General features: G+C 39.5%; 15 protein-coding genes. 4 read left to right on the top strand and 11 right to left on the bottom strand.

The window, feature by feature from the left end; translation table 11 throughout:
* Positions 1-76 precede the first annotated feature (76 nt).
* The 3 genes from FLK61_RS08550 to FLK61_RS08540 form a co-directional block, all read right to left on the bottom strand.
* Positions 77-595: a PTS sugar transporter subunit IIA gene (locus FLK61_RS08550; protein WP_176009052.1), complete on the bottom strand. Its 519-nt coding sequence runs from the start codon at positions 593-595 to the stop codon at positions 77-79.
* A 138-nt stretch (positions 596-733) separates the two neighbouring features.
* A complete protein-coding gene (locus tag FLK61_RS08545; RefSeq protein ID WP_176009051.1) occupies positions 734-1,606 on the bottom strand; it encodes a Cof-type HAD-IIB family hydrolase in 873 nt (290 codons plus the stop codon).
* Between the two features lie 10 nt (positions 1,607-1,616).
* The gene (locus FLK61_RS08540) at positions 1,617-2,312 is read right to left on the bottom strand and encodes an SDR family NAD(P)-dependent oxidoreductase (RefSeq protein WP_176009050.1); all 696 of its coding nucleotides are present in this window, start codon (positions 2,310-2,312) and stop codon (positions 1,617-1,619) included.
* Between the two features lie 152 nt (positions 2,313-2,464).
* Here FLK61_RS08540 and FLK61_RS08535 point away from each other — a divergent pair, with 152 nt between their 5' ends.
* From FLK61_RS08535 to FLK61_RS08520, 4 genes are read left to right on the top strand one after another with little or no spacing between them, the layout of a single operon-like run.
* On the top strand, positions 2,465-3,250 hold the full coding sequence (locus tag FLK61_RS08535; RefSeq protein WP_176009049.1) for a carotenoid biosynthesis protein: 786 nt from the start codon (positions 2,465-2,467) through the stop codon (positions 3,248-3,250).
* Positions 3,247-3,966 (top strand): lysophospholipid acyltransferase family protein, encoded by a 720-nt coding sequence (locus FLK61_RS08530; RefSeq protein WP_176009048.1) that lies wholly within the window; start codon positions 3,247-3,249, stop codon positions 3,964-3,966. Before FLK61_RS08535 ends, FLK61_RS08530 begins: the two co-directional genes overlap by 4 nt.
* Positions 3,966-5,063 (top strand): glycosyltransferase family 2 protein, encoded by a 1,098-nt coding sequence (locus FLK61_RS08525; RefSeq protein WP_176009047.1) that lies wholly within the window; start codon positions 3,966-3,968, stop codon positions 5,061-5,063. The genes FLK61_RS08530 and FLK61_RS08525 overlap by 1 nt, the downstream gene beginning before the upstream one ends.
* Positions 5,060-6,523, top strand: coding sequence for a phytoene desaturase family protein (locus FLK61_RS08520; protein WP_176009046.1), 1,464 nt, complete (start codon positions 5,060-5,062; stop codon positions 6,521-6,523). Before FLK61_RS08525 ends, FLK61_RS08520 begins: the two co-directional genes overlap by 4 nt.
* Before the next feature lie 123 nt (positions 6,524-6,646).
* On the opposite strand, the gene FLK61_RS08515 is transcribed toward FLK61_RS08520, so the two are convergent.
* From FLK61_RS08515 to FLK61_RS08480, 8 genes are all read right to left on the bottom strand, one after another.
* Positions 6,647-7,489, bottom strand: a complete 843-nt coding sequence (locus tag FLK61_RS08515) for a phytoene/squalene synthase family protein (protein WP_176009045.1) — start codon at positions 7,487-7,489, stop codon at positions 6,647-6,649.
* Between the two features lie 81 nt (positions 7,490-7,570).
* On the bottom strand, positions 7,571-9,025 hold the full coding sequence (locus FLK61_RS08510; RefSeq protein WP_176009044.1) for a phytoene desaturase family protein: 1,455 nt from the start codon (positions 9,023-9,025) through the stop codon (positions 7,571-7,573).
* On the bottom strand, positions 9,022-10,506 hold the full coding sequence (locus FLK61_RS08505) for a phytoene desaturase family protein (RefSeq protein ID WP_176009043.1): 1,485 nt from the start codon (positions 10,504-10,506) through the stop codon (positions 9,022-9,024). The genes FLK61_RS08510 and FLK61_RS08505 overlap by 4 nt, the downstream gene beginning before the upstream one ends.
* Positions 10,507-10,610: 104 nt before the next feature.
* The gene (asnB, locus tag FLK61_RS08500) at positions 10,611-12,404 is read right to left on the bottom strand and encodes an asparagine synthase (glutamine-hydrolyzing) (protein ID WP_176009042.1); all 1,794 of its coding nucleotides are present in this window, start codon (positions 12,402-12,404) and stop codon (positions 10,611-10,613) included.
* Positions 12,405-12,471: 67 nt separating this feature from the next.
* Positions 12,472-13,464, bottom strand: a complete 993-nt coding sequence (locus FLK61_RS08495) for a class I SAM-dependent methyltransferase (RefSeq protein ID WP_176009041.1) — start codon at positions 13,462-13,464, stop codon at positions 12,472-12,474.
* 153 nt (positions 13,465-13,617) lie between these two features.
* Complete coding sequence (locus FLK61_RS08490) at positions 13,618-14,076, bottom strand: low molecular weight protein-tyrosine-phosphatase (protein ID WP_176009040.1); 459 nt, start codon at positions 14,074-14,076, stop codon at positions 13,618-13,620.
* Between the two features lie 97 nt (positions 14,077-14,173).
* The gene (locus tag FLK61_RS08485) at positions 14,174-14,455 is read right to left on the bottom strand and encodes a hypothetical protein (protein WP_176009039.1); all 282 of its coding nucleotides are present in this window, start codon (positions 14,453-14,455) and stop codon (positions 14,174-14,176) included.
* Between the two features lie 118 nt (positions 14,456-14,573).
* Positions 14,574-15,368, bottom strand: a complete 795-nt coding sequence (locus tag FLK61_RS08480; protein WP_176009038.1) for an SDR family NAD(P)-dependent oxidoreductase — start codon at positions 15,366-15,368, stop codon at positions 14,574-14,576.
* Positions 15,369-15,429: the final 61 nt, after the last annotated feature.

Genomic DNA, 15,429 nt, shown 5'->3' with positions numbered 1-15,429 from the left:
TGTTTAAAACGCCCTATTTCAGGGCGTTTTTTTTCATGAAAAAAACGGGTGACAAAGTCACCCGCTCCTACCAGTACTATTTTGTTGATACAGTCATAATTGTTGTGCTACCCGCAGTTGCCTGCTGGTTTTCATGCTTCTCTGCGCTAGCTACAATGTCACCATTCGTTAAAATAATTGGTGTGATTGTGCTCTCCGCTTTCTCGTTTACTAAGTCCATGTCAAATTCGATTAGCTTATCGCCTGTTGCGACTTTGTCACCCTCTTTAACGTGAGCCTTAAAGCCCTCACCTTGCATGTTAACTGTTTCAATACCGATGTGGATGAGAATTTCTAATCCATTAACTGTCTTAATACCAACAGCGTGCTTCGTTGGGAACAGTTGCATGATTTCTCCATGAACTGGAGAGACGATTAAACCATTTGCAGGTTTGATGGCTACTCCGTCACCCATCATTTTTTCAGCGAATGTTGGGTCTGGTACTTCCGATAAAGGAACTACCTCTCCATCAGCTGGGCTCATGATAATATCCTTACCATCCGCTTCCGGCATTTCTACTTCTTTCTTATCCAAACCAAATAATTTTTTTAACATTCTAATCACCATTCCTTTTCACTGAGTTGTCTATACATGCTAACGACATCGTATAGTATATCAGACCATCCGTTTTAATTGTGTGAGAAAAAATCAACATTTTGTTCACATTGACTTTTTTCCCATAGTGACCGTTCTCTAAACATTTAGCGCATTGCCGGCTAAAACTTGTTCAATTGCGAACGCAACGCCATCCTCATGATTTGTTTTTGTAACCCAATTGGCATGAGCTTGAATACTTGCATCAGCATTTGCCATTGCCACGCCAACTTTAGCAGCGCGTAGCATAGAGATATCATTCTCATTATCTCCGATCGCCATCGTCTCTTCCATATCAACACCAACGTAATGTGCGAGTGTTGTTAATCCAATTCCCTTCGATGCGCTCTTATGAGTAATTTCGATATTATCCTTTGCAGATGCACTAAGCTCTAAATCGTATTGACTTAACTTTTCACGAACGGCCAAACGAGCCCCATCATCTTTAGAAAATGCTAGAAGCTTTAGTAAAGGATCTGTTTCAATCAGCGTCTCATAGTTATCTACAAGCTTCACGCCACCTTGATGAAAGCGTTCCTTCGCATATGCTCTGGCATACTCTTCGGAAGGGACTTCCTCGATCGACATGAGGACATCCACTATAATATCAATTCCTCTTTCAACATCCTTCGTAAAGGCACCTTTAGACGTGTAGACCTCATAGTAAACATCATGTGCCTCTAATACGTCGCGGATCTTCTTGAATAGCTCAGGCGCAATAATTTTACGCTCTACCATTGTACCGTCCTCTAATCTCACATCTGCACCGTTAACACCGATTATCGGCATCGTTAAATTAGCTTCCCGAATCGGCGCCTCCGCTTCAAAAAAGTCTCGTCCTGTGCAAGCAGCAACGATAATTCCCTGCGCCTGTGCTTCTCTAATCGCCTCAATTGTACGAGCAGATATCTGTCTTTTTTTGTTTAATAGTGTTCCATCCATGTCTGTTGCAATTAATTTTATGTTTGTCATCCTATTTCTCCTAATAAATCATTTTCTTTGTCATGCCACCATCAATCTTAATTTCTTCCCCATTAATAAATACACTTTTAGCTAAATAATAGCTAAGTTCTGCCACATCACTCGGCTTACCAACTCGACCTGACCAATGCATGTCGTGATGAGATTGTTCTAGCTCACCATAATCTCCAGTGTGAATCCATCCCGGACTTATGGCATTCACACGTATGTGCTTCTCACTCAGGCTTGCAGCTAGAGCATGCGTTAACGCTACAATTCCACCTTTGGATGCTGCATATGCCTCACTGTCAGGCTCGGACATAGATGCACGAGTAGAAGCAATATTTATGATGCTACTGCCATCTTTCATCGTCTTTGATGCGTGCTTAGAAACTAGGAAAACACCTCTCAAATTGACATTTAAAACGTTATCCCAATCTGCTACGGTGAGTTCCTGTAACGGAGTGAAGGTGGATAAACCTGCATTATTGATAACAATATCGAAAGGCTCCTCTACAGACTGAAAAAATGCTTCTATCTCTTCTGGATTTCCAACATCCAATGAGTAAGCAGTCGCATTGTCCAACTCATTTGCCACTTTTTTAGCACCGTCTCTATCCACATCGGTTACATAAACACGAGCTCCTTTTTCGGACCAGTATGTTGCAATAGCTTTTCCAATTCCATTTGCTGCACCAGTTACTAATACTTGCTCCATATTTGCCTCCTCATCTCCTGCACATTCGTGTACTTTGGAGTCTTTAAAAGCTATAATTAATATACACATCTATGATGTCACGAAAATCCTTCTTTTTTCAACTATCTGCACTTTACATGCACAATAATTTGTAGCAAAGGAAAGGAGTCATTATGCCTTCAACGTTTGATTTGTACTTATTTCGATTCTTTTTAGTATGGTATGGAGTAGGCGTCATTTTACTCTCATTTGACTTAGTTCCCCCTTGGCTTGAGTGGGCTAACGTCGTTTTCTTAATTACAGCAGGACTTCTTGCGATGGTCTACCTTATACGTAGTCAACTCAAAATTGTCGGTGTCTTTTTAGTTATTCTTATATTTGCCTTATCGATGGCTATCGAGAGCTTTGGTGTACATACAGGACTATTTTTTGGTGATTATTCTTACCAAGCGGACTTTGGTCCTAAAGTTATTGGCGTTCCTATTACCATTGGCTTTGCATGGGTCATGGTTATCGCCACTTCCCATGTTTTAGCAGCTCCCATTATTCATATGGTAGGCCGTTTTAAGCGCCTTATTTATACGATCTACGGCGCACTTATTGCGACATCTTTAGACCTTATTATAGACCCTGTTGCATACGACGTTAAACAGTATTGGGTCTGGAATGAGGGAGGACTTTATTATGACATTCCATTTTCTAACTTTTACGGTTGGTTTATTCTCTCCTTTGTCTTACACGGTGTCATTTCTTTACTCGTGTATCGCGGCGGAGAATGGCGCAACAGATTCAGTGAATTTTGGCGTTCTAAGATGGTCTTTTTATATGTAGCGATGGCCCTTATGTTTGTTATTGTGGCACTTGTTAACGGACTCGTACTAGCACCGATTGTTTCCGTTAGTACCGTCCTACTCTTTGTTGGACTCTATTTCCTTTTTGAGAGGAAGCTCGCACGATGATTGAAGCTACTAAAAGTCGTTCCTTTACAAAGATTTTTCACGTCTATAATACGTGGCTACTTAAACGAAGCTTCCACCGTTTACATCTCTCTACACGCTCTGTTCGGACGGATCACCAAGGGGCGATTTATATTATCAACCACTCCTCTTGGTGGGATCCATTAGTACTGTTTTATTTAAACGAAGCAATCCTCCATACAGATGCACTTGCCATGATGGATCAACACGGACTAACACGCTTTCCCTTTTTCAAAAAAATCGGCGCATTTTCGATCGATTCTTCCTCGAAGCGAGATATTATGAAGTCCCTCTCGTATGCACAACGTCAGCTTGAGGAGGGAAAGCACGTCTTTATTTTTCCACAAGGGAACGAGTATCCATTAGAGAAGCGACCACTTCAATTTTTTGCTGGTGTCGCCCATTTAAAGCAGGCTCTACCAAACGTCCCTATCATTCCTATTACGTTTTATCATACGCATTTACATCATCAGCTACCTGAATGGTTCATTCAGATTGGTTATCCCATTGAGCTTGATGTGACAAAACCTAGGAAGCAAGTAACAGCTGACATCGAACAAGCATTAACTAAAGAGCTTGATCTCTTAAAAGAAGATGTTATAAACGAGGCCCCTACGTTTGCTCCACTATTATCAGGGAAGCTAGGGATTGGAGCGACGCTTGAAAAAATGAAATCTACGCTTAGGAGGAGGAACTAATGGTCGAACTATGGATTCTCCTTCTTTTTATACTTGTTTTATGGACACTGTTTAACTGCTTGTCTATGCCATTACTGAAAGATTCTTCTTCAGAACACTCAGAGCTTGTATCTATCCTCATTCCTATGAGAAACGAGGAAGCGAATGTAGAGAGGCTGATGAAGTCGCTTCAAAAGCTTACATATAGCCATATAGAAGTCGTTGTATTAAATGACGGATCTACAGATAATACGGGAAATTTACTTGAACAAGCTAAAGATCAGTGGGATCAACTCACTGTCATCAATGGTAAAGAGCTACCAGAAGGATGGGTAGGCAAAGTACATGCTTGCCATCAACTTAGTTTACAGGCTAATGGTGACTTTTATTTATTTTTAGATGCAGACGTTACTGTTCACCCGAAGCTAGTGGAGAGAAGTTTAGCAGCATTTACTCCTCAAACAGGCCTTATCAGCGGCTTTCCCCATTATCCGCTTAAAAGTGTTTTTGGGTTTATGCTGATTCCTATGCAACATTTTCTCGTCTTTTTTCACCTTCCAATCCTCCTTGCCAATAAAACGAATTGGCAAGCTGCAACAGCTGCACACGGGGCATTTATGATGTATCGCCGTGAGGCATACATAAAGATGGGCGGGCATGAGCGTGTAAAGGACTCACTTGTAGAGGACATTCACAGTATGCGGGCGATGAAGCAAAGCGGCTATAAAGCAACGATTGTAAATAACACAAACTCCTTATCATGCTTTATGTACAACACAAGTAAAGAAGTATGGCAGGGATTCTCTAAAAATTTTTTCCCAGGTTTAGGTCGAAGTGTCTTAGTCGTAATTGCACTTAGCTTTCTTTATTTAATCCTTTTCTTTCTTCCACTACCAGTGGCAATTATCGGCCTTATTCAAGGGAACCTCATGCTCGTGGTGCCTTTACTACTTGTTATGCTAATTAAATGTATTATTGATTCTTTCACCAGGCAAAAGTGGTGGCTATGTACTTTTTTCCCTGTCACTATTATTGCCACTATTGCTATGCTCCTTTATTCCACCTATCTTGGCATTTCAAAGCGGGGCTTTATATGGAAAGGAAGACAGTATCGATGAAGAAAATTGTCATTATCGGAGCTGGCTTAGGAGGATTGTCTGCAGCAATCACCTTACAGCATGCTGGATATCAAGTTACAGTTATTGAAAAAAATGAACATGCAGGTGGAAAACTTCATCCTGTTAAAGTTGGTGAAGCTTCTTTTGACTTTGGACCAAATACCATTACGATGCCACATATATTTAACGAAGTTATCGAGCAAACAGGGGAAAGTCCACTTGATTATATGGAGTTCTTACCTCTCGAATCTCATACAACGAATGCATTTAAAGATGGAAGCTCGTTTCGATTTTCATCAAATCATGAGATCTTAAAAGAAGAATTAGCGACGATGCGAGCTGGCGAAGCGGATAAAGTGGATGATTATTTGCAGGAAGTGAAGAGGCTTTATGAATTGTCCGAACGCTATTTTTTACGGAGGACTTTCTCAAGCTGGCGCGATTATTTAAGTGCACCTTTAGCTAAAGCGATGATAAAGTCACGCCCCTTAGAGTCATTAGACCATTTTCATCGGCGCTACTTTAAAGATGAGCGTGTTATCGCGGCTTTTAATCGCTATGCCACGTATATAGGATCCTCCCCCTTCTCTTCTCCTGCCACATTTGGCATGATCGGTCACCTAGAACTGACACAAGGAGTTTTTTATACCAAGGGAGGCAATGTCCAGATCGCAACTGGATTTAAACGTTTGGCAGAAAAGCTCGGCGTTCTCTTTCATTTTAGTGAGGAAGTTAAACAAATTCACGTTGTCAAAAGCCGAGCTTCTAGAGTTGAGACAACTAAAGGATCGTACCTAGCGGATCTAGTAATTTTAAATGGTGACTTACTTACCCAGGTACCAAAATTGATTTCAGAAAAAAGTCGTCCATCTTTGAAGGATAAAAACTTTGCAAGCTACGAACCTTCTATTTCAGCCTATGTTATTATGGCCGAAACGGATAAACGGTTCCCATTGAATCATCATCATGTCTTTTTTGGAGATGATCCTAAAAAAGAGTTTTCTTCTATTTTCGATCATAATCAGTATGGAAAAGATCCAACTATGTATATTTGCACATCATCTAAAACGGAGCCTTCACGTTCACGAAGAGGAGATAATCTATTCATTCTTGCAAACGCACCAGCGTTACAAAACAAGATGACTCAACAAGTCCCAAGTCCGGCCTTTTTCTATGAGCGTTTAGAGGAATTTGGATTACAGGTTAAACCTCATATTCTAGATTCTACTGAGGTAACACCAGCTAAGATCAGCCATTCCTTCAACGCATTTTACGGTGCTCTTTATGGAATTTCTTCTAACAAGCGGAAAGATACGTTTTTACGACCTTATAATAAGTCTACCGATATTGATAACCTTTACTTTGTTGGAGGTAGCACTCATCCAGGAGGAGGCTCTCCAATGGTGACTTTAAGCGGGATGAATGTAGCAAAACAGGTGATTCGTACCGTCGGTAACTAAAAATATCTGCTAGACAAAGAGAGGGACTATGCGTGATATGATTTAGTCCCTCTCTTTAGAATACTTACACGAAAAAGAAGCTTTCATCTACTCAGATAAGAAAGCTTCTTTACATTAAACGTATTAATTTATCTCCGCAATCCCACTCAAAATAACGGTTTTTTGCTCGGAGCTCACAATCGCACGCTTATTAAACGCATCATAATGATTATGTCTTACTTTTGTTAAGATGTGACGGTATAAGTGAGCAGCTGCTTGAACTGGTAATCTAGAATGTATAGGGTATAAGTGCATGTCACGTAGCCCAGCTTCATAGTAGTGCTCCGCAAGTCTCGCCATTTCTTCCCAAACAGCCTGAAACGAGCTATTAATCACTCTATCTTCAAGCATCGCATTCGTATAACCGTGCTTAAGCATGAGTGATGTAGGTAAGTATTTTCTTCCTCGATCCAAATCCTCCCCAACGTCTCGCAAAATGTTGGTAATTTGCATAGCGTAACCAAGCTCCATAGCACTTTGGCGAAGACGTTCTTTATTATCAGGTGCAAGGATAGGTAGTAACATTAATCCAACCGTACTTGCTACATGATAAGAATAGTTAATAACGTCCTCAATTGTCTCATAAGACATTTTAACAAGATCCATTTCTTGCCCTTTAATCATATCGTAGAAAGGATCTTCATCAAAATCAAACTGTGAAAATGTATCTTGAAGCGCAATCCATAAAGGTGTCCTACTCGGAAGCTCTCCTTGAAAAAACACATCCAATTCTCGTTTAAACTGAGCCAATCTTTTTTGACTGTTATTCCCTTCATCTACAATATCATCGGCAGTACGACAAAAAGCATAGACAGCCCAGACAGCTTGACGCTTATTCTTTGGAAGGTGTTGAAAAGCCTTTGCGAATGTTTTGGAATGATGCTCGATGATTTGTTTACATTGATCATATGCTTCTTGAACATGCATTGGCGATAGCTCCCTTCATAGTTTCATCGTTTCCAACTAGTAACACTATCATAACAGATAATGACGCTACTGTCGTGAATTTTACTTCGTAGCTTTTTGTGCTACTTTTTCTTCTTGTAATAGGTCTGCTAGAAGCTTTGCTCCTTGCATAACTATAGGAATTCCACCACCAGGATGCACAGATGCACCAACCGCATATACGTTCTGAAGCGAAAATGGCTTTATTTGTGGTCGAAACACACCTGATTGAAACAGAGTTGGAGCTATTCCAAAGCTACCACCATCAAATAGACCTTCTAATTGCTGGTCATGAGGTGTTCGCACATGCTTCCATACTATTTTTGATCGTATAGCAGGATCTACTCGCTGCTCTAAGCGTTCCATCATCTCTTCTCCTAATTGATAGAGTTGCTCCTTTGTTACTTTAGATGCCGACGGAACAGGAACTAATACGTAAGCAACCCCGTGCCCTTTTGGAGCTAATGTTGAATCAATTAACGACGGATTGAACACATAAAAGGACGGATCAGTCGGGACACGCTGTTCATCAAATAGTTGTTTCATATGCTCGTCTAAACGATCACCCATATAAAATTGGTGTACATGCTCTGTCGCTAACGGTTCATTGAGTCCCATATACATAAGTAAGCAGCCTGAGGAAGGGTTATACGCTCGTTTTTTTTGCTTTCTAACTAGTCCCTCCATGTTAGGGAAGTCCCCATTCAGGACAAAGCGATCAAAGCTATACAACGTGTTTTCAATGCGCACACCAACAGCTTCTTGTTCATCTACTACTAGTTCGTCCACTTTTGTGTTCAAATGGACTGTAATACCGTGCTTTTCAACTGCTTCTGCTAATACCTCCGCTAACCTTGCATAGCCTCCCTTCACATACCATACTCCATGTTCATGTTCGCTAAAGGAGACAAGCGAATAAATAGCAGGAGTTTGTTCAGGAGCGCCACCGATATACAGTGTTTGTAGTGCAAATGATTCTTGAAGCCTTTCAGATTCAAAATACTTTTTCACTTGTTGACGAACGGTTTGATACGCTTTTAATTTAACTAACGTCTTCACATTGCTCTTCGTCCAAAACGTCTTTTTATCTATAAACGCCCGATCTAAAAACGCTGGCTTACCTACAGTAAAACGATCGTTCATATCTTTAATGTACTGTTTATAAGCCTCTACGTCTTGAGGAAAGAGGCGAGTCATTTCTTCCATTTGTTTTTCTTTATTACTCCATTTAAGAAAAGTCATGCCGTCTTTATAATGAAGCGGATAAACAGGGTCAATCCTCTCGAACTGAATGTCATCCTCTGTGATACCAATTTGCTCCAAAATAGATGTGATCATCTCAGGAAGTAAGACGATTGTTGGTCCCTCATCTACTTTATATGCTCCTTGCTGATGATAGCTAAGCCTTCCTCCAAGCTTGTCCCTCTGTTCAAAAATGGTCACGTCATTACCATCTAACACTTCGTAAAGAGCTGTGACAAGACCTCCGATGCCACCACCTATAATTGCAGTTTTCATGCGTGGGCCTCCTTTTTTTGATCGAGTAACAGCTTAGAAGTTATTCTAGCAGACTCAAAAATAGTGGGTAATCCACTACCTGGGTGAGTTCCTCCGCCAACTAAATAAAGACCGTCAATTTCTTCAAATTGATTATGTGGTCTAAAGTACATCATTTGTCCGAGGTTGTGAGCTAAATTAAATGTAGCTCCTTTATAAACAAGCTTATCTACTTCCCACTCTTTAGGGGATAAAATTTCTTCTGTAACGATGTGTTGCTTAATATCGATTCCGGTTCTCTTTTCGATGATGGAATAAACAAGGTCTCTAAATTCTCCTTTTTTATTATCCCAATCTATTCCACTATCGTTATTAGGCACAGGCGCTAAAATATACAAGGCAGCTTGTCCAACTGGCGCAAGTGTTTTATCGGTCACACTAGCATTTTGCACATAAATAGATGGATCTTCCGACAACAACTGTGTCTTCGTGATCTCTTCTACGTTGCGTTTATAGTCATCAGAGAAAAGGATAGTGTGATGGTCTAATTCTAGTTCTCTATCAATACCTACATACATCATAAAAGTGGAACAAGAGTACTTTTTCTTTTCTAACTTTTCAGGAGCGTATTTCTTAATTACTCCATCTTCGAAAAGATGCGTCATAGCATAGGCAAAATCCGCATTCATGACAAGGTTATCGGATGAAACCATTTCATCATTCTCTAATAAAACACCTGTCACACGGCGGTTAGATACATGAATCTTCTTTACTCCATTATTTAAATGAATAGTACCACCAAGTTCTTCAAATGCTTTTGCCATTCCTTTAGTAAGTTGATTTAACCCCCCTTTAGGATGATAAACACCAAATTCATGCTCCATAAAGGAAAGAATACTAAATGCTCCAGGACAGTCCCAAGGCGACATACCTAAATATTTTGATTGAAAGGTAAAGGAGAGCTTTAAACGCTCATCATCAAAATATTTGGATAAAACGTCATAAAGTGTTTTACCGATCTCGAGCTGGGGTAGAGCTTTTATACTTCTCCATCTCATGTAATCAAAAAGAGAAGCATGGTTATTTTGTAAAATTGGAGATAGTACATTTAATTTTTTTCTTGTATCGTTCATAAACGCTTCATAACTCTTCCCATTTCCTGGGAAATGCTTTTCTATTTCAGCTATCATCTTTTGAGGATCTCTTGATGCACGTATTGTCATGTCGTTAAAATCTAACGCGTACATCGGATCTAATTCCATAAGTTCCACATAATCACTTAATTTCTTTCCAGAGGCTTCAAATACCTCTTCGAGAATGTGAGGCATACTAAAAAAAGTAGGTCCTAAATCAAACGTAAATCCATCTTTCGTGAAAGAGGAAGTGCGCCCGCCCACGTAAGATTGCTTTTCATATATATCAACTTTATAGCCATTAGCAGCTAAAATCATGCCACAGGCTAGACCTCCTGGTCCTGCTCCAATTATTGCGATATTAGTCACGCGACACACCTACCTTAATTTCTTTTATATTATTCAACAAAAGTTATACAAATTGTATAAAGAACTTATACATTTTGCAATTGATATGTTCTACACTATTGATTTTAAATGAATGCTATATTGTACTCTTTAAGCCAGTACTCTAATTGAATAAAGTAGGCAAGTAGTTGTGGACCCGTCATTAATTGACCAAAAAAGGGCTCTTTATAAGATTCGCCACCCGTGTTCACTAACTCCTTTATTTCACCATAATCATACAAATCAAATAGTATGGAATCCTTTTGTTTTATTATGCTTTGCATTTTCTTTTGTACAGCATCTTTGTAAGCTGGATGATGAGTTTTGGGATAAGGGCTTTTTTTGCGTTGCACAATTTCTGTAGGCAGAATTGGAGTTACAGCGTCTCGGAGAAGTTTTTTCTCTCTTCCACCGGCTAATTTCCATTCCCATGGTATGCTCCATGCATATTCTACGATCTCATGATTAGCAAAAGGCACTCTTACTTCAAGACTGCTTGCCATGCTCATTCGATCTTTACGCTCAAGCAATGTTTGCATAAACCAGTGAATATTTGCGTAGCATAGCTTTTTCAACCTTGCTTCCTCTGGCAATTCATCTCCGTTTAGAGGTGTTTCTGCTAACGTATTTTTATAAAGTTCATTTGTATAAGCTGAAGCTGCTTTTTGATCTTGCTTTTTTAATAATGTGGCTCTATCTTTGTGTAACCATGGAAACCCAATAGCTTCTTTAAAAAACCATGGATATCCTCCAAATATCTCGTCAGCACACTCTCCTGATAAAGCAACTGTTGCATCTTTCTTAATTTCTTTTGAAAATAGCATAAGAGAGCTATCTATATCCGCCATACCAGGAAGATCCCTAGCAATAACAGCCTGATTCAAGGAGTCTACAAGCGACTGTTGGCTGAGCTCAATAGTCTTATGATTTAAGTGATATGCCTGCTTAACTAAATCGATATATGTGGCATCTCTATTTGGCTGATAGAAAGAAGATGCAAAGTGTTTGTCATTTTCTTCGTATTCCACAGAGTAACTCGTGCGAATATGATCACTAGCGATCGCAGTGATAGCACTTGAATCAATTCCTCCGGATAAAAAAGTTACTACTGGTACATCAGAGACAAGTTGATCTACAACGGTGCTAGTTAAAAGTTCCCTCACACGTTCTACTGTCATTTCATAGGAATCCACGTGTTTCGAGGTGGGTACATTCCAATACCTCGAGATCGTTAAGTTATGTTGATTAAAAAACAATTGATGCGCTGGTTTAAGCTCATTTATATCTCTAAATATCGCATGCCCGCTCGCTCGCATTGGACTTAGAGCTAAAAGTTGAAGACGCCCCTCTTCATCAACTTTTCTAGAAATAAGGGGATGTTTTAAAAGAGCCTTTATTTCTGAAGCAAATAAAAAAATACCATCTTTGTAGGAATAGAATAGAGGCTTTACGCCAAGTCTGTCCCGCGCTACAAATAATGAGCGATCACGACTATTCCAGATGGCAAACGCAAAGATGCCATTTAGCTTTTTTAAGCACGCCTCTCCCCACTCTATATAAGCTGTAAGGAGTACTTCTGTATCTGAATGTCCTTGAAAGGAATATCCAATTTCAGCTAATTCTTTACGAATAGCTTCTGTATTGTAGAGCTCTCCGTTATAACATATCGTGTAAGTAGATCCTCTCACCACTCGGCTCATTGGCTGTCTACCATTATGAGGGTCGACAACTGTTAATCTTGTATGACCAAATACTGCATGATTTGATTTATAGACTTCATTAGTATCGGGCCCGCGATGTAGTAAAGCATGAGTCATTGCTTGAATTGGTGCTGGATCTACTTCTTTCGTAATACTAATTATACCAGTAATCCCACACATGCTATCGTCCCCTTCTCCGCTTCAGGATGTCTCGTTATATGTATGCGGAGAAGGGGAAAGTGTTCCGCTATTTAAGTTCTTTTTTTACAGTGATTAAATACCATCCACCTTCTCTAATAAGCGGTTTACTCGATTTCACATGAAGATTAGCAACCTGTACATCTTTTTCAAGTTCTTCTAAACTTGGCAGCGGGTGAAGATTTTCATGTGCTGTCATAAACGTATTAAACGCTGTAGTAAACGTTCGGCCCCATCTTGCATTTACGATTGGGCAGATAAACGAAATGACGCCTCCATTACGTAGGATTTTTGACATACGTTTATATAAATTAATCCGTTCGTCACGACTGAAGTAGTAAAGAAGGTTGTGAGCCATAATAAAATCAACTTGCTTCTCGTAAGAATCCAAAAATTCAACGATATCTCCTTGCTGAATAGTTATAGAATCATCAAGTTTTTTACGTGCTTTCTGCACCACTTCCTCACTCATTTCTACTCCTGTAAGCTCCATCTTAGGATACTTCTCATTAATTTGACGAAGGTATCCTCCTAATCCGCACCCTAAATCAATAGCTGATTTTGGTTTTTCTGTTTTAACTATTTTTAATATTTTTGAAGCAGCCGCCTTTTCAAGTAACGTTGATGTCTCGGCAACTACATCTGCAAATTTGTCTGACAAGTACGTAATTTTACTATTAGACTTCATTAAATCTGGATACTCTAACAACGTCGGGATATGAAGCTCCATCATTTCGGTTAGAAGAATACCAACAGACTCCTCACTTTGACGTGAAGCATAGCGAACCATTTTAGGCTTAGCTTTTATCTTTTTAGTAAGGGTCGTTTTTAAATGACCGATTTCTAAACCAACATCTACCCATCTTTGCAACAGCTCTTCTGATAATTCGTGCTTTGAAGCCACTGCGTGCACAGAAGCGCCGTTAGCGAAATAGTGAAATAAATCCATTTTGTAACCAACATGTGCGTGCCACGTTGATAAAAAATCCTCGTTTGTTTTCATCCAATTTCTTGCTTGTAATACTCTACTAATCTCACTCATGCTACACGCCTCCACTTCCGGGTCATTAGGGTTAATTTTCCCTAGTCTCTGACAAATGAAACGTATATTCGGGTTCCTAGTATGAAAGTACTAAAAAACGTTTTTCAGCTATAAAGTTGAAAAACGTTTGGATTATTCAAAATCAGTTCTCAACTAAAATTTCTCTCTGATTATTTTCGCTAATAATCGCTCACACCCTTCATTGATTAAGCTGAACGTCTCTTCAAAATCGCCAGTAAAGTATGGATCAGGTACATCCTTGTTTTCTATTTCTGAAACTAGATCGAGAAGCCGAAAAGCATTAGCTACATGATTTCGTCCATTTTTTACATCCTCTAAGTTGCTATTATCCATAACAACAAGATAATCAGCTTGGTAGTCTGCTTCCCTAACTCCTCTTGCTGTCTGTCCGTTATATGAAATAGTGTGTTGGTCTAATATTTGTCTTGTACCCTCATGAGGTGGTTTTCCTTCATGCCAAGAGGCTGTTCCCGCCGACTCAACAGAGATATGATCAGTGAGTTCCTTTTCATAAATCCTTTTTCTGAAGATTGCCTCTGCCATTGGCGATCGACAAATATTGCCTAAGCAAACAAAAACGACTTTTATCAATGTTCTTCTCCCTCAATTCTTTTAAACGTTTTTTATGCTATTTATATTAGCAATAAAAAAGCCGTCTTCAGTTTATTTGAAGACGGCATGATTAAATTTAGTTAAAAAGGTCTGGCTTAGATGTTTTAATGAAATCTAGCGCAGATTCTAATGATGGATGATCCTTACCAATTTCCAACGTTTCTTTCACAACTAATGAACTGTCTGATGAGCCCATTAAAATTTGAATTCGTTCTTCTGGATCACACTCTAGTTCTTCAAACTGTTTATCACGATACTGACAGTCAACATTTTCATATCGCTCGTACACGATATAGACGTGCTCTTCTGTCTCTCCCGCCAACAACTGCTTTGATTCGACTAAATCTTTTACTATCATAGTGATAGAAAATCCTTTCTGCCATTCGGCATTACGTTAGGCTGTACCGCCTTTGACACTAGGATACAACGTGTAATCGGATTCAAGACTAGCCGAATTGTGACTATTTTGTGACAACTTACTTTTTAGTCATGATATCCTTCCCAACAAATTCAATGAGTCTAGGTGAGACCTGATATATTCTTGTTAATATGTTCATCCATAAAGGTAAATTAATTTCTCTTCGAGGACGTTTAATTAGCTGAATGGTTTTTTTAGAGACATAGTCGGCACGAAGCATAAATTTCTCCACTTGATTAACGTATTCGCCCGTTTTATCTGCGCGATCAAAAAAGGCCGTTTTAATGGGACCTGGATTTACAACAGAGACGTTGATGGCTGTATCTGCAAGCTCCATCCGAATCGTATTAGCAAATCCGTAAATTGCGTGCTTGGATGCCACATAAAAGCTCGACTTTGGAGAGATCATTTTAGATAGTGCCGAGCCAACAAAGATGATTTGTCCACTATTGCGCCCAATCATCGACGGCAAGACTGCTTGCGTCATCGCTATAGCTCCAAATACGTTCACTTGGAATATCCCCTCTAGATCTGCTAAATCAGCTTGCCAGATCGAGTCAAATACCGCATACCCAGCGTTATTTATTAACACATCAATGGACCCCACTTTTGCTTCTATTTGCTCTACTACTTCTTTAATTTGATCAAAGTTAGTCACATCTAATGTAAAATATGGCGCATGCTTTGACGTCTCCTCATATATCTCACTTGATAATTGCTCCAGCTTATTTAAAGATCTTGCGAGTAATACTGGAATAGCTCCTTGCCTTGCAACCTCAAGTGCCATCTCACGTCCTATACCACTTGAAGCACCAGTAATCACAACAACCTTATGCGCTAATCGATTTACCATATTATCAGTCCTCTCCTATTTTCATCATACTAAAAGGAAGAAAAGCTGTATATCCCTTCTT

The sequence above is a fragment of the Paenalkalicoccus suaedae genome, assembly GCF_006965545.2.
In the GTDB taxonomy this organism is placed as follows: domain Bacteria; phylum Bacillota; class Bacilli; order Bacillales; family Salisediminibacteriaceae; genus Paenalkalicoccus; species Paenalkalicoccus suaedae.
This window is presented reverse-complemented; position numbering and strand designations above follow the sequence as displayed.

Bases quoted from the DNA above. Each gene is read 5' to 3' on its own strand.
- FLK61_RS08550 (WP_176009052.1), bottom strand. From the start codon at position 595: ATGTTAAAAAAATTATTTGGTTTGGATAAGAAAGAAGTAGAAATGCCG.
- FLK61_RS08545 (WP_176009051.1), bottom strand. From the start codon at position 1,606: ATGACAAACATAAAATTAATTGCAACAGACATGGATGGAACACTATTA.
- FLK61_RS08540 (WP_176009050.1), bottom strand. From the start codon at position 2,312: ATGGAGCAAGTATTAGTAACTGGTGCAGCAAATGGAATTGGAAAAGCT.
- FLK61_RS08535 (WP_176009049.1), top strand. From the start codon at position 2,465: ATGCCTTCAACGTTTGATTTGTACTTATTTCGATTCTTTTTAGTATGG.
- FLK61_RS08530 (WP_176009048.1), top strand. From the start codon at position 3,247: ATGATTGAAGCTACTAAAAGTCGTTCCTTTACAAAGATTTTTCACGTC.
- FLK61_RS08525 (WP_176009047.1), top strand. From the start codon at position 3,966: ATGGTCGAACTATGGATTCTCCTTCTTTTTATACTTGTTTTATGGACA.
- FLK61_RS08520 (WP_176009046.1), top strand. From the start codon at position 5,060: ATGAAGAAAATTGTCATTATCGGAGCTGGCTTAGGAGGATTGTCTGCA.
- FLK61_RS08515 (WP_176009045.1), bottom strand. From the start codon at position 7,489: ATGCATGTTCAAGAAGCATATGATCAATGTAAACAAATCATCGAGCAT.
- FLK61_RS08510 (WP_176009044.1), bottom strand. From the start codon at position 9,025: ATGAAAACTGCAATTATAGGTGGTGGCATCGGAGGTCTTGTCACAGCT.
- asnB (WP_176009042.1), bottom strand. From the start codon at position 12,404: ATGTGTGGGATTACTGGTATAATTAGTATTACGAAAGAAGTAGATCCA.
- FLK61_RS08495 (WP_176009041.1), bottom strand. From the start codon at position 13,464: ATGAGTGAGATTAGTAGAGTATTACAAGCAAGAAATTGGATGAAAACA.
- FLK61_RS08485 (WP_176009039.1), bottom strand. From the start codon at position 14,455: ATGATAGTAAAAGATTTAGTCGAATCAAAGCAGTTGTTGGCGGGAGAG.
- FLK61_RS08480 (WP_176009038.1), bottom strand. From the start codon at position 15,368: ATGGTAAATCGATTAGCGCATAAGGTTGTTGTGATTACTGGTGCTTCA.